Origin of the sequence: Streptomyces odonnellii (assembly GCF_000981895.1) — a bacterium.
Classification (GTDB): domain Bacteria; phylum Actinomycetota; class Actinomycetes; order Streptomycetales; family Streptomycetaceae; genus Streptomyces; species Streptomyces odonnellii.
In genome coordinates, this window is sequence record NZ_LATD01000058.1 from 1 (window position 1) to 23,600 (window position 23,600).

A 23,600-nucleotide genomic window follows, 5' to 3' on the forward strand; every position below is an offset into this window, starting at 1 on the left:
GGGTTCGGGCGGTGCGAGAGACGGCAGAGGTACGGGTACGGCGGGTGGGGGGTGCGGGCGCGCGAGCGGTGCGCGTACGTCTTCACGCACATCGCGCCACCCCGCCCGTTCCCGCGCCGAGGGCGCCGCTGCCGACGCGGCCGCCCTCCTTCGCGAAGGTCGCGAACACATCCATCACCATCAGAAGTCCCAGCCCCCGTCGTCGGCGGTCCCGGCGGCGGCCGGAGCCGGGGCCGCGTCGGCGAAGGCGTCGCCCGCCATGCCGGCGCTCAGCGTTGTACCGTCCGCGGGGTCGATCAGCAGGAAGGATCCGGTACGGCGGGAGTCCGCGTAGGCGTCGAGCGCGAGCGGCTCCGCCGTACGGACCCTGACCCGGCCGATGTCGTTGGCGACCAGCTTCCCGGGGGCCGGGTGCTGCGAGAGATCGTCCAGCGTCAGCCGCGACGGGATGTCCTGGACGATCGCCTTGACCGTACGGGTGGTGTGCTTGAGCAGCACCCGCCGGCCCACGGTCAGCGGCTCGTCGGCGACATGGCAGACGGTCGCCTCCACCTCGCGGGTCGTGGCGGGCGCGTTCGCGCTGGGGGCGATCAGATCGCCGCGCGAGATGTCGAGGTCGTCGGCGAGCCGGAGGGTCACGGACTGCGGTGCCCAGGCGATGTCCACGGCGGTGCCGGGGCCGCTGCCGGTGCCCAGCGCGTCGATGGCCGCGATGGTGCTCGTACGGCCGGACGGCAGCACGGTCACCGGGTCGCCGACGCGGAGCACCCCGGAGGCGATCTGGCCCGCGTAGCCGCGGTAGTCCGGGTACGCGGCGGTCTGCGGGCGGATGACGTACTGCACCGGGAAGCGCGCCGGGCGGTTCGCCTGGTCCTGGCCGACCGGGACGGTCTCCAGATGCTCCAGTACGGTCGGGCCGCCGTACCAGTCCATGTGCGCGGACGGCTCCACCACATTGTCACCGGCGAGCGCGGAGATCGGGATGGCGGTGATCTCCGGGATGCCGAGGTCCGTGGCGTATGCCGTGAACTCCTCGGCGATGGCGGCGAACACGGGCTCCGCGTAGTCGGCCAGATCCATCTTGTTGACCGCGAGGACCACATGCGGGACACGCAGCAGCGCGGCCACAGCGGCGTGGCGGCGGGTCTGTTCGACCACACCGTTGCGGGCGTCGACGAGGACGACGGCGAGTTCGGCGGTGGAGGCGCCGGTGACCATGTTCCGGGTGTACTGCACATGGCCCGGGGTGTCGGCGAGGATGAAGCGGCGCCGGGGCGTGGCGAAGTAGCGGTAGGCGACATCGATGGTGATGCCCTGCTCGCGCTCGGCGCGCAGCCCGTCGGTGAGGAGCGCCAGGTCGGGGGTGTCCTGGCCGCGGTTGCGGGAGGCGTGCTCGACGGCCTCCAACTGGTCGGCCAGCACGGACTTGGAGTCGTGGAGCAGACGGCCGACCAGTGTGGACTTGCCGTCGTCGACGGAGCCGGCGGTGGCGAAGCGCAGGAGCGTGGTCGCGGAGAGCCGCTCGGCGAAACCGTTCTGCGCGGCGGCTCCGGCGACCGGCGCGGCGGGACCGTACGGCTCGGCGGATCCGTTGCGCGCGGCGGCGGCCCCGGTGGCTCCGGCGGGCGGCGGGGTGGGTCCGGTGGCACTCGTCATGGTTAGAAGTACCCCTCGCGCTTGCGGTCTTCCATCGCGGCCTCGGACAGCTTGTCGTCGGCGCGGGTCGCGCCGCGCTCGGTCAGCCGCGAGGCCGCGATCTCGGCGATCACCGCGTCCAGCGTGGTGGCGTCCGAGTCGACGGCACCGGTGCAGGACATGTCACCGACCGTGCGGTAGCGCACCTGGCGCCGCTCCACGGTCTCGGACCCCTTCGGCCCGCCCCACTCACCGGCGGTCAGCCACATCCCGGAGCGCAGGAAGACCTCGCGCTCGTGCGCGAAGTAGATCCGCGGCAGCTCGATGTCCTCGCGGGCGATGTACTGCCAGACGTCCAGCTCGGTCCAGTTGGAGAGCGGAAAGACCCGGACGTGCTCGCCGGGCGCGTGCCGCCCGTTGTAGAGCTGCCACAGCTCGGGCCGCTGGCGGCGCGGGTCCCACTGCGAGAACTCGTCGCGCAGCGAGAAGATCCGCTCCTTCGCGCGCGCCTTCTCCTCGTCGCGCCGCCCGCCGCCGAAGACCGCGTCGAACTTCTCGTCCTGGATCTTCTCGGTGAGCGGCACGGTCTGCAGCGGATTGCGCGTTCCGTCGGGACGTTCCCGCAGCACACCCCGGTCGATGTAGTCCTGTACGGAGGCCACATGGAGCCGCAGTCCATGTGCGGCCACCACACGGTCCCGGTATTCAAGGACCTCGGGGAAGTTGTGTCCTGTGTCCACATGCAGCAGTGAGAACGGCACCGGAGCCGGCGCGAACGCCTTCAGCGCCAGATGCAGCATCACGATCGAGTCCTTGCCGCCGGAGAACAGGATCACCGGCCGCTCGAACTCTCCCGCGACCTCGCGGAAGATATGGACCGCCTCGGACTCCAGCGCGTCCAGATGGCTCAGCGCGTACGGGGCGTCCGTGCCCTCGGTGACGGCCGCGACTGTGGTCACGCCAGACCCCTCTCGCTGAGCAGCGTGTGCAGCGCGGCGGCGGACTCCGCCACGGACTGGGCGTGCGAGTCGATCCGCAGATCCGGCGACTCCGGGGCTTCGTACGGGTCGTCGACCCCGGTGAGCCCGGAGATCTCGCCCGCCGCCTGCTTGGCGTACAGCCCCTTCACATCCCGTACGGAGCACACCGCGACCGGAGCCGCCACATGCACCTCCAGATAGCGGGTGTCCTCGGCCTGGTGGCGCTTGCGCACCGCCTCGCGGCTGTCGGCGTACGGCGCGATCACCGGTACCAGCGCCTTGACGCCGTTCGACGCGAGCAGTTCGGCGACGAAGCCGATGCGCCGCACATTGGTGTGCCGGTCCTCGCGGCTGAAACCGAGGCCCGCGGAGAGGAACTCCCGGATCTCGTCGCCGTCGAGCACCTCGACCCGGTGGCCCTCGCCGCGCAGCCGGCCGGCCAGTTCGTACGCGATGGTCGTCTTGCCCGCGCTCGGCAGTCCGGTGAGCCAGACCGTGGCGCCCCGCTCCGTCGCGCTCACATGCCCCTCCTGATCGTCCTGATGGCCCGTCATCCGTGCAGTCCGCATTCGGTCTTGCCGAGCCCGGCCCAGCGGCCGGCGCGCGTGTCCTCGCCCTCCAGCACCCGGCGGGTGCAGGGGGCGCAGCCCACCGAGGCGTAACCGTCCATCAGCAGCGGGTTGGTGAGGACACCTTGCTCGGTGACGTACGCGTCCACGTCGTCCTGGGTCCAGCGGGCGATCGGGGAGACCTTGACCTTGCCGCGCCTCGCGTCCCAGCCGACGACGGGCGTGTCCGCCCGGGTCGGGGACTCGTCGCGGCGCAGCCCGGTGGCCCACGCGTCGTATCCGGCCAGGCCCTCTTCGAGGGGCTTGACCTTGCGCAGGGCGCAGCACAGGTCGGGGTCCCGGTCGTGCAGCTCCGGCCCGTACTCGGCGTCCTGTTCGGCGACGCTCTGCCGGGGGGTGAGCGTGATCACCCGTACGTCCATCACGGCGGCCACCGCGTCACGGGTGCCGATGGTCTCGGGGAAGTGGTAGCCGGTGTCGAGGAACACCACATCGACACCGGGCAGTGCGCGCGAGGCGAGATGCGCGACCACCGCGTCCTCCATGGAGGAGGTGACACAGAAACGTTTCCCGAAGGTCTCCGCGGCCCATTGGAGGATCTCCAGCGCCGGGGCGTCCTCCAGCTCGCGGCCCGCCCGCTCGGCGAGCGCGGCCAGCGCCCGGGAGCCGTCCGTCTCCGTCGGTGCCGATGGTGCCGTCATGTCTCTTCCCCTCCGTCAGCGCGCTGGAGCCCCCGGGCGAGCAGCCCGAGGAACTTCAACTGGAAGGCCCGGTTGCATGCCGCGCATTCCCAGGCGCCATGGCCCTGCTCGCTGGGACGCAGGTCCTCGTCGCCGCAGTAGGGGCAGTAGAAGGGAGCGGCGCGCTCGCTCATGGTGCCTCCGTCCGCCGGCTGTGACCGCCCGTGAGTGCGCTCATGACAGCGCCTCCTCGCCGGCGCGGGCCGCCCAGGTGGCGAAGCGCTCGCCCTCCTCGCGCTCCTTCTGGAAGCGGCCGAGCACCCGCTCGATGTAGTCGGGCAGCTCGTCCGAGGTGACCTTCAGCCCGCGCACCTTGCGGCCGAAGCCCGGCTCCAGGCCCAGTGCCCCGCCCAGGTGCACCTGGAAGCCCTCGACCTGGTTGCCGTCCTTGTCCAGGACGAGCTGGCCCTTGAGGCCGATGTCGGCGACCTGGATCCGGGCGCAGGCGTTCGGGCAGCCGTTGACATTGATGGTGATCGGCTGGTCGAAGTCCGGGATACGGCGCTCCAGTTCGTCGATCAGCGTCGCACCGCGCAGCTTGGTCTCGACGATCGCCAGCTTGCAGAACTCGATGCCCGTGCACGCCATCGTGCCGCGCCGGAACGGCGACGGCTTGACCCGCAGGTCCAGCGCTTCGAGCCCGGCCACCAGCGAGTCGATCCGGTCCTCGGTCACATCGAGGACGATCATCTTCTGCTCGACGGTCGTACGGAGCCGGCCCGAGCCGTGCGCCTCGGCCAGCTCGGCGATCCTGGTCAGCGTGGCGCCGTCGATCCGGCCGACGCGGGGCGCGAAGCCGACGTAGAAGCGGCCGTCCCGCTGGCGGTGCACCCCGACATGGTCGCGCCACTGCTGTACGGGCTGCTCGGGCGCGGGCCCGTTCGTCAGCTTCCGCTTGAGGTACTCGTCCTCCAGGATCCGGCGGAACTTCTCCGTACCCCAGTCGGCGACCAGGAACTTCAGCCGGGCGCGGGTGCGCAGCCTGCGGTAGCCGTAGTCGCGGAAGACCGAGATGACCCCGGTGTAGACGTCGGGGACCTCGTCGATCGGCACCCAGGCCCCCAGCCGCTGCCCGATCTTGGGGTTGGTGGAGAGCCCGCCGCCGACCCACAGATCGAATCCCGGGCCGTGCTCGGGGTGGTTCACCCCGACGAACGCGATGTCGTTGATCTCGTGTGCCACATCGAGCAGTGGCGATCCGGAGACCGCCGACTTGAACTTGCGCGGCAGATTCGAGAAGTCGGGGTTGCCGATGATCCGGCGGTGGATCTCGTCGATCGCCGGGGTGCCGTCGATGATCTCGTCCTCGGCGATCCCGGCGACCGGTGAACCGAGGATGACCCGGGGCGTGTCCCCGCAGGCCTCGGTCGTGGAGAGCCCGACCGCTTCGAGGCGCCGCCAGATCTCCGGCACGTCCTCGATCCTGATCCAGTGGTACTGGACGTTCTGCCGGTCGGTGACGTCGGCCGTCCCGCGCGCGAACTCCTCCGAGATCTGCCCGATCACCCGGAGCTGCTCGGTGGTCAGCCGACCGCCGTCGATCCGTACCCGCATCATGAAGTACTCGTCGTCCAGCTCCTCCGGCTCCAGGATCGCGGTCTTGCCGCCGTCGATCCCGGGCCTGCGCTGGGTGTACAGCCCCCACCAGCGCATCCGTCCGCGCAGATCATTGGGGTCGATCGAGTGGAAACCGGCCTTGGAGTAGATCGTCTCAATGCGTGTCCGCACGTTGAGACCGTCGTCGTCCTTCTTGAACTGCTCGTTGCCGTTGAGCGGAGTGAAGTGCCCGACGGCCCACTGGCCCTCACCGCGGTGACGGCTCACCTTGCGGCGGGGCGTGGCGGGGGACGGCTTTTCCGGGGTGGCGGCCATGGCGGGTACGTCCATTCGAGACATGCAGGAGGGCGGCTCTGAACCGCACACTCACGCGGTGGGCGCGTCGGTGCGCGGCGGGGCAGGCAGGCCTACGGCAGGGTACGAAGACAAGCGGAAAACGGCGGTGCTGGGACTCTCAGCCCGCCGGACAGATGGCGCTGGACACGCGGCCGAGATCGACGTGCCGCCGACTCACCAAGGCAATTCCAGCTCTCGACATGACGGAAGCGTGTCACGCACATCTCCGGCCAGTCCACCACCTTCCACATCCTGGACGCCACAGTCCCACTCCCCGAGACAATGTGTCCCCTGTCACGGGTCGCGTGCGTTTGGCGTACGGGGATCCGTCGGCGGTTACGCGTGGGCGCCGGGCCAGGGGCCCGGGGCAACGGACTCCGGTTCCTGGGTCAGCTTGGTGTCGAAGAGGGTGAAGCCGCGGCGCCGGTAGTTGGTCAGGGCGTGCGGGCCGTCCTTGGAGCAGGTGTGGAGCCAGACGCGCTTGGTCGGCTCACGGCCCGGCCAGCGTTCGGACAGGTCCCAGGCGCGGGCCGTGCCGTACGAGAGCAGATGGCCGCCGATACGGCGCCCGCGGAAGGCCGGGAGCAGGCCGAAGTACTCGATCTCCACCGTGGCCTCGGGCTGGGCCGCCAGTTCGATGAAGCCGGCCGGGGTGCCGCGCTCGTACGCGACCCAGGTCTCGGTGCCCGGCCGGGAGAGCAGTTCGTACCACTGCGTATACGACAGCGGCAGCCGGTCGGTCCAGTGGACGTCCCCGCCGACGGCCGTGTACAGGAACCGGCTGAACTCCGGTGAGGGCGCCTCCGCCCGTACGATCCGCACCTCGCCCGGCGGCTCCGCGGCGGGCCGCAGATCGGCGGGGGAGGTCTGCTCCAGGGACCAGGTGGTCACGGTGACGCTCATCCGGCCAGCGAATCACGCGCCCCGGTCCGCGTGAAGCCGCCCCCTCGCCACCGCGCCTCATGCACGCGGGGGGTACCGCGCGCTCAGAATCGCCGGGGCCGTCGAGCGCGGCAGCAGGTCCGCCGGGTCCTCCGGACCGACCACCGCCACCTCCACCCCCTCGCTGAAGCGGTACGGCCGGTGCGCCAGCACACCCGAGAGATGGCGCCGCACCCGGGACATCTCGGCCCGTACCGTCACCGTACGAGTGGGGTCGCCGAAGACATCGGCCGCCAGCTCCGCGGCGCTCCGGCCGTTTCTGTGCACCGCCAGCAGATAGAGCAGCTCGGCATGGCGCGGGGACAGCTCCTGGGTCCAGCTTCCCGCCGATCCGGAGACCGCGATCGACCGGCGCCGGGGGCCGCTCAGATCCAGTACGACCCGGCTCGGCGCGTCCGGGGCCGGCCGGTGCTCCTCGTCCACCCGCACCAGCCAGCCGCCGGGCAGCGGCTCCACCGTGCACAGGCCCAGCGACGGCAGCAGCACCGGACCCGCACCGAAGGACTTCGGCAGCGGCAGCCGGTCCACCGGCGCCATACCGGTGACCGCCGCCGTCCAGCCGTGCGTGTCGACCACCAGGGCACGCGCCCTGCCCAGCCGGCACAGGATCGGCGCCGCCACCGACCGCAGCCGCTCGATGGCCCGGCCGTGCCGCTCCCGCAGCTCGCTCTCCGCGAGCCGGGCGATCGAGGTGACCAGCGCCAGCGTCATCGGATGGAAGCCGGCCGCCGGGCCGCTCACATCCACCACGCCCAGCAGCCGCCCGTCCCGCGGATCGTGCACGGGCGAGGCGGCGCAGGTCCAGGTGTGCAGCGTGTGCGCGAAATGCTCGGCCGAGTGGACCCGTACCGGCCGCCGCACCGCCAGCGCCGTACCGATGGCGTTGGTGCCCGCGGAGTGCTCGGACCAGGCCGCGCCCTCTTCGAGCCGGATCCCGTTCGACTGGCGCAGCCCGCCCAGGCTGCCCCGCCGCCACAGCACCCGCCCATCCGCGTCGGTGACCACCATGATCTGGAGCGAGGGCTCGATGATCTCGCTGAGGGAACCGACGAGCGTACGGAGCACCTGGCCCAGCGCCGAGGCGCGTCTGCGGTGCTCCAGCTCGTCCTGCTCCAGCAGCGCGCCGCAGTCGTGACGCTCCGGATCGGCCCCCATCCTGAACATCCGCCGCCAGGACGCGTCGATCACCGGCCGCGGCGCCACCGGCGGCCGTTCGCCCGCGAGGACCGCGTCCCGGATCTCATGGAGCAGCCGGGTGGCCTGGGCACTGTCCATGGCGCTGAGCCTCGCCAGATCGAGCGGCCCGTTTCTCGGCGGTGCGTCACCGAGCGAGTCACTGAGCGGAATGTTTCTCATCGGGCTCCCCAGCCACTTCATCGGGCTCCCCGGCCACCGGCGGCGCCAAATCGGTTCTTCTGCAACGGCTTGCAACTCTGGCGAGTGTCAGACGCGGTACAAGAAAGTGAGTACGAGTCAGAGGTGGTGCCGTGTCGGCGCAGCACCACCTCTGGCTCGCCCGCGCGCCCCGCCGCCCGCTCAGCCGACGGGCCGCGCCCGGTCCACCACCGAGGCCAGGTCCAGGGTGTGGGGCAGGGTGCCGAAAGCCGTACCCCAGTCCCCGCCGAGCCGCGAGGCACAGAACGCGTCCGCCACCTCCGACGGTGCCCAGCGCACCAGGAGCGAACCCTGGAGCACCAGCGCCAGCCGCTCCACCAGCCGCCGGGCACGCGCCTCGATCCCGGTCAGATCCGCCAGCTCGGTCAGCAGATCCTTGATCGCGCCGTCGAGCCGGTGATCGGCGCCACGCGCTTTGCCCACCTCCTGGAGAAAGGCGTTCAACGCGTCGGGCTCGCGCTGGAGGGCCCGCAGCACATCCAGCGCCTGCACATTCCCCGAGCCCTCCCAGATCGAGTTCAGCGGGGATTCGCGCAGCAGCCGCGGCATTCCCGACTCCTCCACATAACCATTGCCGCCCAGGCACTCCAGGGCCTCACCGGCCACCGGCGTACACCGCTTGGTGACCCAGTACTTGGCGGCGGGCACCGCGAGCCGCAGGAACGCCCGCTCCTCGTCCGCGCCGCCTGCGCCGCCCGCCCCGGCGGCGCCGTCCTGGACCGTGTCGTACGCCGCCGCCAGCCGCAGCGCCAGCGTCGTCGCCGCCTCCGACTCCAGCGCCAGATCCGCCAGTACGTTCCGCATCAGCGGCTTGCCGATCAGCTCACCGCCGAACGCCGAGCGGTACGTGGCGTGATGCACCGCCTGCGCCACCGACTGCCGCATCAGCGCCGCCGATCCCAGTACACAGTCGAGCCGGGTCGCCGCCACCATCTCGATGATGGTGCGCACCCCGCGGCCCTCCTCGCCGACCCGGCGCGCCCAGGTCCCGTCGAACTCGACCTCGGCCGACGCGTTGGACCGGTTGCCCAGCTTGTCCTTGAGCCGCTGGATCAGGAACACATTGCGCGTCCCGTCGGCCAGGACCCGCGGTACGAGGAAGCAGGTCAGCCCGCCGGGCGCCTGCGCCAATACCAGAAAGCCGTCACACATCGGCGCCGAACAGAACCACTTGTGCCCGGTGAGCAGATACTCGCCCTCCGCGTCCAGCGGCCGCGCGCCCGTCGTGTTGGCGCGTACGTCACTGCCGCCCTGCTTCTCCGTCATGCCCATCCCGAACAGCGCCCCGGCCTTCTCCGCGGCCGGCCGCAGCCCCGGCTCGTACCGGTGGGAGGTCAGCCTCGGCTCCCACTCGGCCGCGAGCGCGGGCTCGGCGCGCAGCGCGGGCACCGCGGCGTGCGTCATCGACACGGGGCAGCCGTTCCCGGCCTCCACCTGCGTCCAGACGAAGAAGCCGGCCGCACGGCGCAGATGGCCCCCTGGCCGGCCCCAGGCGTCGGTCAGCCCGGCCTCCACCGCCCGCCCCAGCACCTGGTGCCAGGCCGGATGGAAGTCGACCTCGTCGATCCGGTTGCCGTACCGGTCATGGGTGCGGAGCTTCGGCGGGTACTCATTGGCCCGCGCCCCCCACTCCTGGGCCTCGGCGGATCCGGCGGTGCGGCCGAGGGCCGTCAGCTCCGTACGGATCCCGTCAAGGAGCGCGGGCGCGGCGTGCCGCTCCACCCCCTCCACAAGGGCCCGGTCGGCACTGAAGACGTCGTACCCCACCAGGGGCGGAACCTGGTTGGTCACTGTGTGGGTGCTCGCTGCCATGCCGATACGGTAAGGAGGTGCAGGCAGCAAAAGAAACACCCGAGCGGCCAGCGGGTCGGCTCCACCGGGCCCGCGTCCTCTACCGCAATGTCTCGAAGCGTCGTATGGCCTGGCTGCTGCTGAAGGACACGGTCAACTCGTGCATCGAATACCGGGTCCTGGGCCTGGCGGCCGAGGCGGCGTTCTTCACGCTGCTCTCGCTGCCGCCCCTGCTGCTGGGTCTGATCGGGCTGCTCGGTTACGTGGACGACTGGACCAGCACCGCCACCGTCGCCTCGATCGAGAAGAACATCCTCGGGGCGGCCAGCACGGTGCTCTCGGACCGTGGGGTCAACCAGATCGCCAAACCGCTGCTGGAGGACATCACCCACGGCGGCCGGCCCGATGTGATCTCCCTCGGCTTCGCCATCGCCCTCTGGTCGGGCTCCCGGGCGGTCAACGTCTTCGTCGACACCATCACGGTGATGTACGGACTCGACGGCCGGCGCGGCATCATCGCGACCCGGCTGCTCGCCTTTCTTCTCTTCCTGGTGGCGCTGCTGATCGGCGCGGTGGTGCTGCCGCTGGCGGTGGTCGGCCCCGACCGGGTCGTCGAGATCGTCCCATGGGGCACGGAGGTCGTGAGCGTTCTCTACTGGCCGGTGGTGATATCGCTCTCGGTCGTCTTTCTGACCACGCTCTACCATGTCTCGGTCCCGGCCAGGTCCCGCCGGTGGATAGAGGACGTGCCGGGCGCGCTGGTGGCGCTGGCGATGTGGGTGCTGGGCAGCTTCCTGCTCCGGATCTATCTGACCAGCACGGTCGAGGGCCCGACCATCTACGGCTCGCTGGCCGCGCCGATCGCCGTGCTGCTCTGGATCGGCGTCTCCGCGTTCGCGGTCCTGGTGGGCGCGGCGGTCAACGCGGCGATCGACCGGGTCTGGCCGTCGGTCGCCACGGCGGCGGCCCGCGCGTCCAACGAACGGCTGCGCGCGGCCCAGGCGGCGGAACTGGTGGCCCTCGCGGCGGCGGCTGAGGCGCGGGGCACGGCCGAGGACGACGACGGGTCGGATCCGGGGATGCCGTCCGAGTTCCCGGAGAGATGGTCGAGGTTCCTGCCGCCGGACGATGTGAAGGCACGGGTGAAGGCGCGGTTGCAGGGGGTACGGGAGAACAGGGACCGCGATCGGGACCGGGATCGCGACAAGACGCTGTGAGGGGCGGGGGGTTGGCGGGCCTCAGCCCTCGCCGGTCCCGAAGCCGTTCAGGAGGCGGCGCAGCCAGGAGGGTCGCGGCGCGGGTTTGCCGTAGGGGCGCCGGATGACCCGGTACCGGCCGAGGTACGTCGTACCGTCGGCCCCGTCCGCCTCGTAGGGCTCATAGCCGGACATTTGGCCGAGGGCGTCGGGCAGGCCGATCAGCAGGGTGAATTCACCGCTGCCGGCCGAGCGGGTGAGCGGCAGCGCGGCCCCCAGGGCGGCGGTGCCAGCGTCGGCGGGGCCGGTGTGCACCAGGACGGACATCGGGACCGCCTGCGAGAAGGAGACCGGGGACAGCCCGCTCATCAGGACCTCGACAAACGGGCCTTCAAGACGGCGTAGAAGATCGGGAACGGTGTCTCCCGGCGGGGCCGTCATCCGGAGGGTCAGGTCCCGGTCGAAGCCGCCGGTCACGCCGAGGGTCTCCAGACAGGCGTGGCGCAGGGCGGCGAGGACACCGCGCTGGGTCTGCTCCTGGTCCCGGGCCAGGCCGCTGCGGATGGTGAGGTGTAGGGCGGTGCTCGGGACGGCGCGCTGGGCTTTTGCCGCGTTCCGCACCCTGTCGCGGGCCGCCTTCAGCGACCGCCGCCACGCCCGCAGGTGTGCGCGCTGCTGGCGTGCCCAGACGCCCTCGACATCGGCCAGCGGCTCGCCGTACCAGTGGCTCAGGGCTTCTTCGTACAATTCGGCGGCCCGGGAAAGATTGCCTGCTCTCACCGCGTACTCGGCTTTGTAGGCCAGCCGATCGGTGGCGTTGATATCCAATTCACGTTCGAGCCGCAGCCAGTAGCGCCCTTCGGCCTCTTCGATGATATGCCCGTCCGCGATCAGGCTGTCGACGGCCTCGATCACTTTTGATATGGGCACACCCCCCAGTGCCTCGCTCAGCGCGGCCAGACTTTTCCCCCGTGCACCGTCCAGCAGCAGTCTGCTGAGGGCAATCCGTACCTCGGGTGTCGCGGGGAGCCGGTCCTGCCCACCGTGCAGGGCCTTGAGGGGCCCCAGTACCCCGTACTCCCACGTGTCCGTCGAAATCCCCGCCATCAGCGCTTCCGCGCCGCGCCGCCGGTCCTCGGGGTTCTTCGCGAGCAGCGCCAGAATGGCCGTCTCCAGCGCGGCCGGCAGACCGGGCCTCAATTGCCGGAGAGGTATGGGTGCCGAATTGCGGTGGGCGAGGAGTGCCCGCCAGGTGTCCTCGTGGTTGAAGGGCGGTACGCCGGTGGCGAGTTCGTACAGAACGCAGCCGAGCGAGTAGAGATCGCTGCGTTGGTCGACGCCGTCGCCGCCGATCTGCTCGGGCGACATGTACTTCGGCGCGCCTCTGGCCGCCGTCATGCGCGACACCTGCGAGGTACGGGTGCTGTCGAGGCCGGTGCGGGCGATCCCGAAGCCGCGGATCTTCACGGTGCCGTCCGCGAGCCGGAAGATGTTCGCCGGGGTGAGGCAGCGGTGCCAGATACCCTGGCGATGGGCGTGGGAGAGCGCGTCGAGCACCTGCTTCCCGATGTCGATGATGTCGGTCACGGGCAGTGGGCGGTGCCCCGACGTGACCATCAGCTCGTCGAGACTGCTGCCGTTCAGCAGCTCCATGACCAGGTAGAACGTGGTGTCGTCGGCCACGCCGAAGCCATGGATGGCGGTGATGCCGGGATGCCGCAGGGCGGCGGCAGCCCGGATCTCGCGGAGGTGGAGGGTCTGCGCCCTGGTTGACACCGCCTTGACCCATGGCCCTCCCAGGTGGAGGAGCTTCACCGCGACGGTACGGTTGTCCCGCCGGTCGTGTGCCCGCCACACCACGCTCTGCTCGCCGCGTCCGAGGATCTCCAGCAGCCGGTACCGCCCGGCGATCAGCGAGTCGTCGTTGGCGGACCCGCTCTCGGGCGCGGGCGCGTTTTCCGGCTCCGGCCCCCGCAGCAGCCGTACGCTCTCTCTGCTCACCAGTGCGAAGGCATCGCCCGCCGCGTGGCCGGCCGTGTCCCCCGTACCGTTTCCGCTGCCGCCGCCGAGCAGCGCGCGGAACTCGCCCGGCGCCGTGCCCGCGCGTACCTCGATCTCCGCCCCGACCCGCTCCAGCAGTCCCACCGTGCGGGCCAGTCCCGTACGGGGCAGCGCGCTCAGCAGCAGGTCGCGGACGCCGGGACGGAAGGCGTACGAACCGGCCGGGCCCGGCACCGCCGTCAGCATCCCGCTCAGCACCACCTCCGCGAGATGCTGCGGCTGCGGACGTGCTTCGACGGCCGCCTGTACGAGCCGCATCACCGGCAAGTGCGGTGTGCCCACGGCGAGATGCGACGCCAGTCGCACCGCCTGCGGAGAAGCGACCGAGCGGAAGCGCAGCACCAGTTCCTCGGCCGGTGCGTCCCCCGGCACCAGACCGTCCCCGCCACCGGCCGGCTCGGGCCGGGGGCCTGACGGCAACAGGGCCGCCGCTCCCGGGAATTCGCCGCCGCCGGGCGAGGCCACCAGCCCGGCCCAGTGCGCGAGCCACTCGGGCGCCGGTTCGAGCACCGGTACGGGCACGCCGCGCGCCTCCCCGTCGTACGGCCGGAAGCGCAGCGCGCTGTTGGGCGCCCCGGGCCCCGGCGTACTGAACAGACCCGGCACCGGCGCCAACGCGGTGTGCTGCCACATCCGTTCCGGCAGCGGCTGGACCAGGGCCACCGGCAGCCTGCGTGCCCACTGCCGCAGCGTCCGGTACCACCTGCCCCCCGCGGGCCCCGCACGCCACTGCGGCCCCATCGCGTCGCTGATGACCAGCACGGCCGTGCGCCCCGTCGACCACTGCCCGGGCGGTACGGTGCCGTCCGCGCCGAGCCGGACCCACTCGACCGTACGGAAGGCGCCCGTCTGCCCGAACGCTGTGAACAGGTCGCGCGCCAGAGGGCGCCACATGGCCATGGTCGGGCCGTCGTCCAGCACCAGCCGCAGATGGAGCCAGCGCTCGGGCGCGGGCCGCAGCACCGGCAGCCACCGGCCGCGCGGGACACCGAGCGCGGCGATGCGATGGGCGGTGCCCGCCTCGTCCAGCTCCCGCTCGCGCGGCGAGGGCACGGTCCTGCGCAGGGGGCGCAGCGCGCGCTGGAGCGCCAGCGGCCGGGAGATCATCGGGGGAGCGGGGGCGAGTACGGCCGACTCGCCGCCGAGGGGCACGGGCTGGGGCGCCCACGGGGGTGCCGACCGGGTGGGCGTGCGCAGTTCCACCCGGTCCGGCGGTGGCGGTGCGGTGGCGGGGACCTGAGCGCGCGGCGGGGGCTCCGGCCGGTCGGACTCCGCGCGAGGCGACGTGCTCGACACGTCCTCTGACGGTGCCTCAACTGGTGCCGCAACGGGCTCCTGCCCGATCTCTTGCGCGATCTCCGACCCCGGCTCCCGCCGCATCCGTGCCGCGAGCCACAGCGCCTCCGCCAGCTCCCGCCCGGTCGGCGCTTCGCCACCGGCCGCCGTCAACACCTCCCGGAGCGCGTCCAGTTCAGCCGACGCGGACGCGGACCCGCCACCGGAAGAGGCGGGATGCGGGGCCTCAGAAGTCATCGGCTTCCGGCGCCCGGCTGAGATGGCGCATCAGCCGGTCCGCCAGCTCGTCGCGCGATGCCGCGTCCAGCCCCGAAGTCCTGGTCAGATAGATCGCGTTGAGCAACTGGTCCGTCGCCAGCTCGCCCGCTCTGCCCCGGTCCAGGAACTGGCGTACCAACGCGTGTGCCTGCTCGTCCAGTTCACCGAGATGCGCCCGGACGATGGACTCCAGATGCTCCGCCACCGGCTGCTTCAGCTCCAGCGTCACACACCGCCGGAGGAAGGCCGGGGGGAACTCGCGCTCACCGTTGCTGGTCAGCACCACAAAGGGGAAGGCACGGCAGCGCACCCGCCCGCGCTCCAGCGGCACCAGCCGGTCGGAGTCCGCCGTCAGCACCTCGGCGAGCGGGCGCGTACGCGCGGCACGGACCAGTTCGGGGATCTCGTACTGCCCCTCCTCCAGGACATTCAGCAGATCGTTGGGGAGGTCCAGATCGCTCTTGTCGATCTCGTCGATCAGCAGCGCCCGCGGCCGTTCGTACGGCAGCAGCGCCGTGCCCAGCGGGCCCAGCCGCAGATGATCCTCGATACCGCCGCCGTCGCGGCCGTCGCCGCCACCGCTGTCCGGGCCCTGCCCGGCGGCGTAGAGACGGGAGAGCGGGTCGTACTGGTAGAGGCCGTCGCTCAGGGCACTCCGGCTGGTGATGTTCCAGCGCAGCACGGGCCCGAGCCGCAACTCCCTTGCCACGGAGTACGCCAGACTCGACTTCCCGCTGCCCGGCGGTCCTGTGACGAGCAGCGGCCGACGCAAGTACAGGGCGGCGTTGACCAGTTGGACGCTTTCGTCCGTCGCGCGGTACGCACGGGCCCGGTGCACCCGGTCCGGCGAGGGCGCGGTGTCGTCCTGGGGCGGCTCGACGACGGGCCCGCCGTTGAAGGCACGCCAGGGCGGCGGCTCGGGCAACTCGGCCACGCCGTCGTGCGGTTCCTCGGCTCCGGTGTAGACCGGCCACAGGGACATTCGGATTCTCCAGGTCTGCTTTCTCGGACGGCGGGTGTCAAGGGCCGTATCAAGGCCGTCGGCTCGGCTCGGCTCGACTCAGCTCACCGGCGACCGGCTCAGCCGGGCGACATCCGGGAACCAGCGCGGATCGTCCCAGACGAAGGACAGCTCCGCCGCCCAGTGCGGTTCCGGACCTTCATGGTGGAACGCCCGCTTGCGCAATTCGAAGATCCGCTCGGGCAGTTCACCCGGCGGGAGGACGGAGAGCTGCTCGGCCAGCCTGTTCAGGAACTCCTCGCCCTGGCAGGACGCCCCGCACAGCGCGCCCCCGGGACAGCCCGTGCGCGGCCACAGCACGATCGGCGCCGGAGCGTCCAGCACCGCACCGTACAGCGCCCGGTCGCGCGGGCCCTTCGGCGGTCTGGTCAGCCCCACCGGGCCCGCCACGTCCTGGAGTTGTACGGTCAGCCGGTCCGGCCTGACCGTCCCCGAACAGGTGATCCGGTGGACGGCCGAGCCCGGCTGCCGGTCGAGCACGTCCCAGATCTTCTTCAGCCGGTACTGGAGCCGGCCGCTGGCCCGCCGGTCGTGGTCCATCACCACCACGGGCGCCACACACCCCAGCGGTGTGCTCATGCTCTTGCGTCCCGTCCACTGGTCGACCGGCTGGTTGAGCCAGCCGCGCGGCAGGGCGAACGCGATCAGCTCCCTGCCCTCGGTGTCGATCTCCGCGAACGCGTCGTCGATCCGCTCCAGCACCCAGCCCCGTACCTCCCGCTTCGCGAGCCGTTGCTGACCGACCAGCCGGCGGCTGCCGTCGCGGTACGCGGACACCTCGGCCAGCAGGGCGCCGCGGTCGGCGCCGCTGCGTCGGATCTCCACCAGGATGGGCGACCAGCGGCGGGCGGGCGCCTCGGAGGCGAGGCGCGGCGGGTGAAGGGATGGCGGGTGGAGGGGTGGAGCGAGGGGCTCGGGTTGCGTACGGGAGGGTGCGGCCGGAGGTACGAGCGGTACGGAAGGTGCGGGCGGTACGGGCAGTGCAGGCGCTACGGACGGCTCATGGGCCGGAGTGGATGGAGGCGATGGAGCGGCCGGAGATGCCACCGGGACCATCGGGGCAGTCGGGGCAGTCGGGGCAGTCGGGGCCGTGGGGCCGTCGTGCCGCGACCGGTGCGCGCGCGACCAGTCGCGCAGCTCGCGGGCCAGCCTCTCGTCGCCGGCCGAACCCGCCAACCCGGCCAGCCGTACCGCCAGTTCGGCGAGTGGCAGCATCCCGGGCCCCGGTGTCGACTCCGACAGCAGATACCAGACCGCCTCCCACACACTCCGCGGCTCCACCGCCGGCGGCTCGACCCCCAGCGGCCCGGCCGCCGCGCGCACCAGAGGTCCGAGCGGCCCGGGAAGAGCCGGGCAGCGGGCCACCAGCTCGCGCAGCCACCGCTTCTCCTCCGCCGGATAGCCGGGCGTGGGCACCAGATCGGCCAGCACCGCCCAGTGCCGGGCGAGCACCTGCGCCGGGATCATCCGGCCGTTGCGGGTCACCGGGTCGTGCGCGACGACCATGCCGACCACCGTGCCGCCGCCCTCCAGCATCACGGCCGCACCGCTGAACCCGCGGTCGGTCTCCTGCCCGTACCCCCGCCAGAATTCGAGCTGCGCCCACTCGTCGCTGATCAACTGACGTGAGGTGGCCCGTAATTCGCTCTGGACGCCTTCCTCGCCGTAGCCGTCGGGGAAGCCGTACGCCACCAGCTTGGGGGCTCGGGACGCGTAGGGCGCGCCGAGGGCGGCGAAGACGGCGGGCGCGATGTCGACCTGCCGGTCCAGTTCCAGTACGGCCAGATCGCCCCGGTCGCGGTCGCCGCCCGCCCACGCGCCGCGGTCCACGACCCGGGCCGGGACCGGGCCGGTCTCGGGGGCACCGGGGAAGACCACCTCCGCGCGGTTGCGGTAGCGCATCACATGGGCGCAGGTCAGCACCGTACGGTCGGCGACGAGAAAGCCGGAGCCCTCCACCGCGCCATCGATGTCGATCCGCGCGTGCCAGGCCGGAGAACGTGTCACCGCGCGGCCGTCCCCGGACGAGGTCCGGCCGTCCCCGGGTGCCGCCCTGCCGGGTCGGGACGCGGCCCGGCCGTCCCCGGAGGCGGCTCGGCCGCTCCGGCCACTCCGGCCGTTCCGGGATCGGCTCCGGTGGCTCCGGTGGCGTCGGCCGCTCCCGCCGCTCCCGCCGCTCCCGGATTCCAGGAGAGCTTCACCGTCATATGCCCCTCGGCCGAGGTCTTGGCGATCACCGCCCCGGCCTCCGCGACGAGCTTCACCCCGAACTCCAGCTCCACACCGTCCGGTCGGAGCGAGCCGCCCCGGAACACCGCGAGGGCCGACTCCGCCGCCGTACGGATCCCCTGGAGCGCCTCGTCGAACGTACGGCCCGCCTGCGCAAGGGAGTTGCCGCCCCGCCCGACCGGTCTGGCGCCGGGCGCGTCACGCGCGACCTCGACCAGGACCGTGGCCCCGCTGTCGGTGGTGAACTCCATCAGTGCTGTCATCGCCGCCCCGTGATCGATTCGCCGGCACGCCCCCGGGAGCCGCAGCCCGGGAACCGGACCGGCCGGACCGTCCATTCTGGATCAATGGGCGCGCGCTCGGGGAGGGTTTAGCCTCATCCATGTGTATGGCGAAAGGGCATCGCGGCTCGACGGCGCGTTCGTCTGGACGCGGACCGTGCCGACGGGCGGCGGATCCGTGCCGTATCCCGTGCTGCCCGACGGCTGTATGGACCTGTTGTGGATCGGGGGCACACTGCTCGTCGCCGGGCCCGACACACGGGCGTACGCGCCCCAGGGCATCGGCGGGCAGTACTGCGCCGGAGTGCGCTTCTCGCCCGGGACCGCGCCCGCGCTCCTCGGCGTACCGGCGCACGAGCTGCGCGACCGGCGCGTGGAACTGGCCGATCTGTGGTCACCTGCCGAAGTGCGCCGGCTCACCGCGCGGCTCGCGTCCGCCACGGACCCCGCGGACGCGCTGGAGGCCGTGGCGCTGCGCCGGGCGGCGGCGTCCGGGCCGCCCGACCCGCTGCTGCGGGCGGTCGTCGACGGCCTGAACGCCGGTCGTACGGTCGCCGCCACCGCCGACACCGTCGGCCTCGGCGCCCGGCAGCTCCACCGCCGCTCCCTCGACGCCTTCGGCTACGGCCCCAAGACGCTCGCCCGGGTGCTGCGGCTCCAGCGCGCCCTCGCCCTCGTACGGGCCGGAAAACCGTACGCCGAGGCCGCGCTCGCCGCGGGCTGCGCCGACCAGGCGCACCTCGCCCGCGAGACCCGTGATCTGGCCGGGCTCACCCTCGGTGCCTACGCGGCGCTGGCGGACGCCTACGCGGCGCTCGCGAACAAGGAGACCTCAACGCCGTCCGGGTCCAGGACCACCGCGTAACGCTGCCCCCACACCGCGTCCCACGGCTTGAGATGTCCCCGGTGGCCGGCCGCGACCAGGGCGCCGTACGTGGCGTCCACCTCGGCCGCACTCCCGCACAGGAAGGCGAGCCCGGCCCGCCCACCGGCCTCCGGCCGGGTCCACCCGGGATCGTACGAGCGGACGGTCTCCTCGGTGTCCCAGAGGATCCGGAGGCCCCCGGGCAGCGACGCCTCGGCATGGGGAGCGGTGTCGGCGTCGGTGGGTACGGGCACGCCGAGCGCCCGGTAGAAGGCGAGGGAGACGGCCATGTCGGCGACGACCAGCCCGATCGCGTCGAGCCGCGGGGCGGGCAGCGGCACAGCGGGGGTGGTGCCCGGGGCATGCGGAGTAGTGGTCATGCACCCACGGTAGGAGCACCGGCGGGCCCGGTCTTGAACGAATCGGACGTCGAGGCGGACCCCGAAGCGGACATCGGGAGGGACTCCGGGCGGTCCCGCGACGGCAGGGTCCCGTGACGTCATGGTTTTGTAAGGAGGGAGGAGCGGTGGCCCGCGCACCGCCCGAGGAGACTGTTACGCATGCACACGATCCTGGTCGTCGACGACGATCCCACCGTCGCCGAGGTCGTCACCGGCTATCTGGAACGCGCCGGTTTCGCCGTGGACCGCGCGGCCGACGGGCCCGAGGCGCTGCGGCTCGCCGCCGAGAGTCCGCCCGCGCTGGTGGTGCTCGATCTGATGCTGCCCGGTATGGACGGCCTGGAGGTGTGCCGGAGACTCCGGGCCCACGCGCCCGTACCGGTGATCATGCTGACGGCCCGGGGCGACGAGGACGACCGGATCCTCGGGCTGGAGGTCGGGGCGGACGACTACGTCACCAAGCCCTTCAGCCCGCGCGAACTGGTGCTCAGGGTCGAGTCCGTGCTCCGCCGCGGCCGTACCGGCGGCGCGGAGCGGCCTTCGGGTCCGGTGCTGCGCAGCGCGGGCATCGCCCTCGACCCGGCGGCCCGCCGCGTCACCAAGGACGGCCGGGTGATCCCGCTCACCCTGCGCGAGTTCGATCTCCTGGCCCACCTCATGCGTCACCCCGGCCGCGCGATCGACCGGGAGACGCTGATGCGCGAGGTCTGGGGCTGGGACTTCGGCGATCTGTCGACGGTGACGGTCCATGTCCGCCGGCTGCGGGGCAAGATCGAGAACGATCCGGCCAAGCCCCGGCTGATCCAGACCGTCTGGGGCGTCGGCTACCGCTTCGACACCCCGCCCGCCACGGATCCGCCGCCGGCCGCGGGCGCGATGCCGGTACGGGGTGGCGGTGAGGCGCTCGTACGGGACGAGGGCGGGATGCCCGTACGAGGCGACGGCGTGACGCCCGCGAGGGGCGAGGGCGCGGTGGCTGTACGAGGTGACGGGCCGCCCGTACGTGGCGACGGGCCGCCCGTACGTGGCGACGGGCCGCCCGTAGGAGGCGATGGCGCGGCGCCGGTGGCGGTGCCGGTGCCGCCGACCCGTTCGGCTTCCGGCCCGTCCGACGACCGGGCCGGCAGCCCCGTACCCGCGCCCGAGGCCCCGCGCCATGCGTGACATGCTGCTCATCGCCCTGTTCGCGCTTCTCGGGGCCGGCAGCGCCGGGCTCGTCGGGGCGCTGGTGCTGCGGATTCTGCGGAACCGCAGCGTCGCGGTCTCGCTGACCGTCGTCGCCGCCGTCACCGTCGTCGCGATGCTCGCGGGCACACTGGTCGTCGCGGAGGCGATGTTCCTGTCCACGCACGACCTGAGCGTCGTCACCACCGTCGCCGCCATGGCCGCCGTCGTGTCCCTCGCCACCGCGCTGCTGCTGGGCCGCTGGGTGGTCGCCCGCAGCCATGAACTGGCCCTGGCGGCCCGCTCGTTCGGCGACGGCGGCAGTTTCGCCGCACCCGACGGCGACTCCACCGCCGAACTCGCCGCGCTGGGCCGGGAGCTGGCCGCGACCAGTGCCAAACTGGCGGCGTCCAGGGAGCGGGAGCGCGCGCTGGAGACCTCGCGCCGCGAGCTGGTCGCCTGGATCTCGCACGATCTCCGTACCCCGCTCGCCGGTCTGCGCGCCATGTCGGAGGCGCTGGAGGACGGGGTGGTCCAGGACCCGGACCGTTACTTCCGTCAGATCAGGGCCGAGGTGGAGCGGCTCAACTCGATGGTGGGCGATCTCTTCGAGCTGTCCCGTATCCATGCCGGCGCGCTCGCCCTCGTACCCACCCGGATGTCCGTGTACGACCTGGTCGGCGAGGCGCTCGCGGGCGCCGACCCGCTCGCGCGCGAGCACGGCGTACGGCTGGTGGGCGACCGTATCGAGGCCGTGCCGGTGGAGGTGGACGGCAAGGAGATGACCCGGGTCCTCGCCAACCTCCTGGTCAACGCCATCCACCGGACCCCGGCGGACGGCACGGTCGCCGTGGCCGCCGAGCGGCGCGAGGACAGTGTGGTCCTCTCCGTGACGGACGGCTGCGGCGGTATCCCCGCCGAGGATCTGCCGAGGGTGTTCGACACCGGCTGGCGCGGCACCCAGGCCCGTACACCGCCGGCCGGCGCGGGCCTCGGCCTCGCCATCGTCCGGGGCATCGTGGAGGCGCACGCGGGGCGCGCGGAGGTGCGCAATGTGACGGGCGGCTGCCGGTTCGAGGTCACACTTCCGGCGGCCACGACATGAGGGCCCTGGTGACCTCGGAGCCGTCGCGACCACGGAGCCCTGGTGACGTGAGAGCTGCGGTGACGGGGTGACGTGAGGGCTGTGATGACGTAACGGCCGTGGAGACACCTCACGGCTGTGGTGACGTCACGGCCGGGGTGACCCCACCGCCGTAGCAACGCGCAGCGGGCCGCGCACACCAGGTGCGCGGCCCGCCGATTCACTGAGCTATGAACTTACGCCTGTCGCGGGTGACGACTAGAAGACGCTCACGCCGTACGCGTTGAGGGCCTCGACGACCGGCTGGAAGAACGTGGTGCCGCCGGAGGAGCAGTTGCCGCTGCCGCCCGAGGTCAGGCCCAGCGCGGTGCTGCCGGCGAAGAGCGAGCCGCCGCTGTCACCGGGCTCGGCGCAGACGTTGGTCTGGATCAGACCGCTGACGATCTGGCCGCTGCCGTAGTTGACGGTCGCGTTCAGGCCGGTGACCGTGCCGCTGTGGACACCGGTGGTCGAACCGCTGCGGCGGACGCTCTGGCCCACCGACGGGTTGGCGGCGCTGGTGATGTCCTGGTACGAGCCGTTGTACAGGTAGACCCGGCCATCGGCGTTCGCCGCGTTGGAGTGGCGGATGATGCCGTAGTCGTTGGTCGGGAAGCTCGTGCCGGCACGGGTGCCGATGTTCCAGGAGCTGCCGATGTTGGTGCAGTGTCCGGCGGTCAGCGCGTAGTACGTCGAGCCGCTGCGGACGTTGAATCCGAGGGAGCAGCGGCTGCCGCTGGTGGTGATGGCCTCGCCACCGGCGATGAGCTTGTTGAACTTGCCGGGGGTGTGCTTGATGGTGACGCCCGTGTCACCCACGGACTCCTTGATCGTGGCTATCTCAGCGTCCGAGACCGTGCTGTCGACGGTGACGACGACCTTGCCCGAGGCCTGGTCCGTGTACCAGGCGGTACCGGCGATGTCGGCGCCGCGGATGGCGGAGCTGGCTTCGGCGAGCTGGGCCGCGCTGGCCTTGGGGGCCGGGGCGGGGGCCGCGATGGCCGACGGGGCCGCAAGCGCGACCGCGGTCATCATGCCCGCGGCGGCGGCGAGGATCCGCACGCGTCCGGGGATCGCGCCGAGGGGGGACTTGAAGGTCACAACATCCTCCGTAGGTGGGGGAACACGGTCCGCTGGGTAAGCGGGCCGCTGCTGTACGACCGTTCACCGCCATTCGGTTTTGGCCGTGAACCTGTCAATCGCACGCACTGAATCGTTGACTCCGTTTGGGGTTTGGGCAAGGCCCACTTCTGGACCGGCGGCGCAGAACGGCCGCCCTCGGCCGTCCGTGTGTCCGACGCGGGCCGAAGCGTGGTGACGGGGAGCGCAGTTGGCGGCGACGGCCGGCCCGCTCGGGCACTCCCTGGTGAATTGCTGCAAAGCCCGCGCCGACGGGAGGGTGGCTGGTGAATGGCGGTCAGAACGCATGCTCAGCATGAGAATCGGCTGAGATCGCCATTCGGCCATGCGGCCGGAGCATCACAATCACACATGCTTCACTGTGGGTACTGCTTGTATGACGCAGCGGGTTCGGGGGGTGGGTGTACGTGACCGAAAGGCGGCGAGGCGCTCGCGATACGGCTCGAATCTACGGGGGTAGATCGCCCGGCTCTGCGTCGTACCACCGAAATGCGCGCGTGTTGATCATGGCCGGATCTGAGCGGAGCCGAAGCGTCCGGGGGCGGAACGGCGGCGCGCGGCGCCCTGATTCGACCGGAGGGGCGCTCTTGCGGGGTGGCAGGGGCGTGTGCAGCGAATGG

General features: G+C 72.0%; 19 protein-coding genes and 1 pseudogene. 4 read left to right on the plus strand and 16 right to left on the minus strand.

All coding sequences use genetic code 11. The annotated features are described in order from the left end of the window. Positions 1–180: 180 nt before the first annotated feature. The 10 genes from WH07_RS07485 to WH07_RS07520 all read right to left on the minus strand — a co-directional run bounded on the left by WH07_RS07485 (position 181) and on the right by WH07_RS07520 (position 9,966). Positions 181–1,656, minus strand: a complete 1,476-nt coding sequence (locus WH07_RS07485; RefSeq protein WP_079023026.1) for a sulfate adenylyltransferase subunit 1 — start codon at positions 1,654–1,656, stop codon at positions 181–183. A gap of 2 nt (positions 1,657–1,658) precedes the next feature. Next, positions 1,659–2,594, minus strand: coding sequence for a sulfate adenylyltransferase subunit CysD (gene cysD / locus WH07_RS07490; protein WP_046496826.1), 936 nt, complete (start codon positions 2,592–2,594; stop codon positions 1,659–1,661). Next, positions 2,591–3,136, minus strand: coding sequence for an adenylyl-sulfate kinase (gene cysC / locus WH07_RS07495; protein WP_046496860.1), 546 nt, complete (start codon positions 3,134–3,136; stop codon positions 2,591–2,593). The genes cysD and cysC overlap by 4 nt, the downstream gene beginning before the upstream one ends. Positions 3,137–3,165: 29 nt before the next feature. Next, positions 3,166–3,885 carry a phosphoadenylyl-sulfate reductase gene (locus tag WH07_RS07500; protein WP_046496829.1) on the minus strand — a complete coding sequence of 240 codons (720 nt, stop codon included), beginning with the start codon at positions 3,883–3,885 and terminating at the stop codon, positions 3,166–3,168. After that, on the minus strand, positions 3,882–4,058 hold the full coding sequence (locus tag WH07_RS40285) for a hypothetical protein (RefSeq protein ID WP_198533746.1): 177 nt from the start codon (positions 4,056–4,058) through the stop codon (positions 3,882–3,884). Before WH07_RS40285 ends, WH07_RS07500 begins: the two co-directional genes overlap by 4 nt. Before the next feature lie 40 nt (positions 4,059–4,098). Then, positions 4,099–5,796 carry a nitrite/sulfite reductase gene (locus WH07_RS07505; protein ID WP_046496832.1) on the minus strand — a complete coding sequence of 566 codons (1,698 nt, stop codon included), beginning with the start codon at positions 5,794–5,796 and terminating at the stop codon, positions 4,099–4,101. Positions 5,797–5,935: 139 nt separating this feature from the next. Beyond that, on the minus strand, positions 5,936–6,019 hold the full coding sequence (locus WH07_RS41930; RefSeq protein ID WP_332836347.1) for a putative leader peptide: 84 nt from the start codon (positions 6,017–6,019) through the stop codon (positions 5,936–5,938). Positions 6,020–6,153: 134 nt separating this feature from the next. After that, the gene (locus WH07_RS07510) at positions 6,154–6,720 is read right to left on the minus strand and encodes a GNAT family N-acetyltransferase (protein WP_046496836.1); all 567 of its coding nucleotides are present in this window, start codon (positions 6,718–6,720) and stop codon (positions 6,154–6,156) included. Between the two features lie 57 nt (positions 6,721–6,777). Beyond that, positions 6,778–8,034, minus strand: a complete 1,257-nt coding sequence (locus WH07_RS07515; RefSeq protein WP_046496862.1) for a GAF domain-containing protein — start codon at positions 8,032–8,034, stop codon at positions 6,778–6,780. Positions 8,035–8,295: 261 nt separating this feature from the next. After that, positions 8,296–9,966 carry an acyl-CoA dehydrogenase family protein gene (locus WH07_RS07520; RefSeq protein WP_046496839.1) on the minus strand — a complete coding sequence of 557 codons (1,671 nt, stop codon included), beginning with the start codon at positions 9,964–9,966 and terminating at the stop codon, positions 8,296–8,298. Between the two features lie 17 nt (positions 9,967–9,983). Here WH07_RS07520 and WH07_RS07525 point away from each other — a divergent pair, with 17 nt between their 5' ends. Next, positions 9,984–11,162, plus strand: a complete 1,179-nt coding sequence (locus tag WH07_RS07525) for a YihY/virulence factor BrkB family protein (RefSeq protein ID WP_079023027.1) — start codon at positions 9,984–9,986, stop codon at positions 11,160–11,162. Between the two features lie 21 nt (positions 11,163–11,183). On the opposite strand, the gene WH07_RS07530 is transcribed toward WH07_RS07525, so the two are convergent. The 4 genes from WH07_RS07530 to WH07_RS07545 form a co-directional block, all read right to left on the minus strand. Next, a complete protein-coding gene (locus WH07_RS07530) occupies positions 11,184–14,735 on the minus strand; it encodes an SAV_2336 N-terminal domain-related protein (RefSeq protein ID WP_269801356.1) in 3,552 nt (1,183 codons plus the stop codon). Further along, on the minus strand, positions 14,725–15,738 hold the full coding sequence (locus tag WH07_RS07535) for an AAA family ATPase (protein ID WP_046496845.1): 1,014 nt from the start codon (positions 15,736–15,738) through the stop codon (positions 14,725–14,727). Before WH07_RS07535 ends, WH07_RS07530 begins: the two co-directional genes overlap by 11 nt. A gap of 78 nt (positions 15,739–15,816) precedes the next feature. Continuing rightward, on the minus strand, positions 15,817–17,784 hold the full coding sequence (locus WH07_RS07540; RefSeq protein ID WP_052744285.1) for a VMAP-C domain-containing protein: 1,968 nt from the start codon (positions 17,782–17,784) through the stop codon (positions 15,817–15,819). After that, entirely contained in the window at positions 17,781–18,269 is a 489-nt protein-coding gene (locus WH07_RS07545) for a CU044_2847 family protein (RefSeq protein ID WP_079023031.1), read from the minus strand. The genes WH07_RS07540 and WH07_RS07545 overlap by 4 nt, the downstream gene beginning before the upstream one ends. A 121-nt stretch (positions 18,270–18,390) precedes the next feature. On the opposite strand from WH07_RS07545, the gene WH07_RS07550 reads away from it, so the two are divergent. Beyond that, positions 18,391–19,152 carry a helix-turn-helix domain-containing protein gene (locus WH07_RS07550; RefSeq protein WP_046496848.1) on the plus strand — a complete coding sequence of 254 codons (762 nt, stop codon included), beginning with the start codon at positions 18,391–18,393 and terminating at the stop codon, positions 19,150–19,152. Here the strand turns inward: WH07_RS07550 and WH07_RS07555 are convergent. Next, positions 19,092–19,532: a VOC family protein gene (locus WH07_RS07555; protein ID WP_046496851.1), complete on the minus strand. Its 441-nt coding sequence runs from the start codon at positions 19,530–19,532 to the stop codon at positions 19,092–19,094. The two genes, WH07_RS07550 and WH07_RS07555, sit on opposite strands and share 61 nt — an antisense overlap. 180 nt (positions 19,533–19,712) lie before the next feature. On the opposite strand from WH07_RS07555, the pseudogene WH07_RS07560 reads away from it, so the two are divergent. After that, positions 19,713–20,483: pseudogene (locus WH07_RS07560) on the plus strand (response regulator transcription factor); the annotation flags it as partial. A 226-nt stretch (positions 20,484–20,709) separates the two neighbouring features. After that, positions 20,710–21,822 carry a sensor histidine kinase gene (locus WH07_RS07565; RefSeq protein WP_046496853.1) on the plus strand — a complete coding sequence of 371 codons (1,113 nt, stop codon included), beginning with the start codon at positions 20,710–20,712 and terminating at the stop codon, positions 21,820–21,822. 237 nt (positions 21,823–22,059) lie between these two features. Here the strand turns inward: WH07_RS07565 and WH07_RS07570 are convergent, their stop codons facing one another. Beyond that, positions 22,060–22,941, minus strand: a complete 882-nt coding sequence (locus tag WH07_RS07570) for a S1 family peptidase (protein ID WP_046496855.1) — start codon at positions 22,939–22,941, stop codon at positions 22,060–22,062. Positions 22,942–23,600 lie beyond the last annotated feature (659 nt).